Below are 2018 nucleotides of genomic sequence, written 5' to 3'. Positions count from 1 at the left end.
CCTCCGAACCGCCCTCCGAACCGCCCTCCGAACCGCCCGCCGGCGCGGCGAGACCGCTGCTGCCGATCGCGGCGGCCGTACGGTCCTCGTCGGTGACACGGAACGCGTCGGCCGGGACGGACGGCCCGGCGTACTCGGGTCCCGGCTGCCGTTCCGCGCCGGCGACCCGCACCCGCAGCGTCACCTCGAAGGGCCCCGCGCCGAAGCGTTCCGCGACCCGCTCGGACAGATGGACGGCCAGGTAGTAGGCACCGGCGACGCGCATACCGCTGACGGAGTCCTGGACGGCGTACCGGTTGGCGTACCGGACGGACGGCAGGGCGTCCAGCGCGGCGGTCTTCGGCGTGCCGCCGTACGAGACGGTGGCGTCGTCGACGGGGACCCGGGCCGGGTTGCTCAGATGCAGGCCGAGGGCGCCGCTGACCAGGCCGGACGTGGTGGCGGGGGCACTGCTCAGCTCGGCGGTGGCGGACAGCCGCTGCCCCCAGTCGACAGGGACCTTGTAGAAGAGGGTCTGCCCCGGGGCGAGCGTGGCGCTCCACGCTCCCTCTCCGACCGGTGCCGCGGAGGCGAAGCCGCTGCCGCCGGGGCGCCTGCGGGCCGGGCCGGCCGGCGGCGGCAGGGACTCGGAGGGTTCCGCCTCGGGCGCGGAGGTCGGGCCGGGCCGTTTCAGCGGCGCCTCGGCGGCGGCGGTCAGCTCCAGCTCCCAGGCCACGCCGGACGCCGTGGCGGAGGACGTGGAGGTACGCAGCCGCTCGACGGCGACGTAGTAGGTGCCCGCATCCTTGCAGGCCGGCCTGCCGTTGCCCGCCTCGCGCGTCCCCCACGCGGTGACCGGCCGGGGGCTGCGGGCGCCGCCGATGCTCGCGGTGTCGGTCGAGCAGTAGTGGCCGTCGGCGTCCTGGAGGGCGACGCGGATGCCGTCGCTCGCGGCGACCTCGGTGCCGGGCGGGGGGACGGCGGTGACGGCGACGTACGTGGTGGACACGGCGTCCAGGGCGAGCCGGTAGTACGACTTGCCGTCGGGCGGCAGCGAGGAGCGGTAGGTCCCGCCGGGTTCGAGGAGCTGGGCGGTGGTGGTGGCCGGTGCGGCGGTCACCCGGCGCCCGGCCGGGTCGAAGCCGTACCCGCCGGGCTCGGCCGCGCCCGCACAGGGCGGTGTCACGGCCACGAGCGCCCCCGCCGCCACGGCCGCCACGGCCCCGCGCACCACCGTCCCCGTCCTGCACCGCCCCACGACGCGCCACCCCTCGTCCCGGCCGAAGCTGCACAAAACCCCGACCGCTCGCTCGGGCGGTCGGGGCCTGTTTCAGATTCTGGTGTCGGTACTCACGAACCCGTGGGCACGGAGTCAGTCGCCTCCGTCCACAGATCCTGCTCGGCGCGATCCGCCTGGATCTGGCGGTACACGAGGAGCCCGCCGATGGCGGCCAGTGCGACCAGGAGAAGCTTCTTCACCGCGCGACCTCGTCTTTCCTTGACGTAGGGGACCTCTGGCGCCCGACTATACACACCGACCGATATCCAACGGTGACCTGGGATCCGGCCGCCAACTGCCCCTCCGCGCACGGCCACAGACAGGCCCCAGAACCGGAAGATCCCCCTCCATCGAGCACCCTCTCCGGCACGCTCCCCGCCCCCGACGGCGATCCCGGCACCCCTGTACGCCCATCCGAGTGGTGTTCATCAGAACATCGACGCGCCACGAGCGTCGGTGCTCCCCTTCTCGATCCCCATACACATCATGAGGAAAGTACGCAAATCGCCCAACCCGAAAGTGAGGGGATCATGGCCAGGAACCAGGTCAAGCAGCTGTGGACCGTCATCGTCACCGCCTTCCTCGCGCTGTGCACGGCGCTCGGACTCGTCACCACGAACGCCGCCACGGCGGTAGCGCAGACCGAGCCGACCCGCAACAGCGGCACCGGCGAGGCCGAGAGTCCACAGGTGACGATCCCGGCCCAGTCCTCCCGGCCCCGGTCCCCCTGGTCCCTCGCCCGGGCCCTGCCCCCCACGAT

The 2018-nt window shown here is 73.6% G+C and carries 2 protein-coding genes and 1 pseudogene; 1 reads left to right on the top strand and 2 read right to left on the bottom strand.

Translation table 11 applies throughout. The features are described 5' to 3' along the window. Both MTQ10_RS30040 and MTQ10_RS30035 read right to left on the bottom strand, forming a co-directional pair. The coding region (locus MTQ10_RS30040) for a hypothetical protein (protein WP_247473717.1) at positions 1-1213 on the bottom strand (1213 nt) is incomplete at its 3' end. A gap of 116 nt (positions 1214-1329) precedes the next feature. Further along, positions 1330-1458, bottom strand: coding sequence for a DLW-39 family protein (locus MTQ10_RS30035; RefSeq protein WP_003999697.1), 129 nt, complete (start codon positions 1456-1458; stop codon positions 1330-1332). Positions 1459-1788: 330 nt separating this feature from the next. Between MTQ10_RS30035 and MTQ10_RS30030 the strand changes: the two are divergent. Beyond that, positions 1789-2018: pseudogene (locus MTQ10_RS30030) on the top strand (DUF6344 domain-containing protein); the annotation flags it as partial.

The sequence above is a fragment of the Streptomyces sp. XM83C genome (assembly GCF_023072675.1).
In the GTDB taxonomy this organism is placed as follows: Bacteria; Actinomycetota; Actinomycetes; order Streptomycetales; family Streptomycetaceae; genus Streptomyces; species Streptomyces thermocoprophilus.
This window is presented reverse-complemented; position numbering and strand designations above follow the sequence as displayed.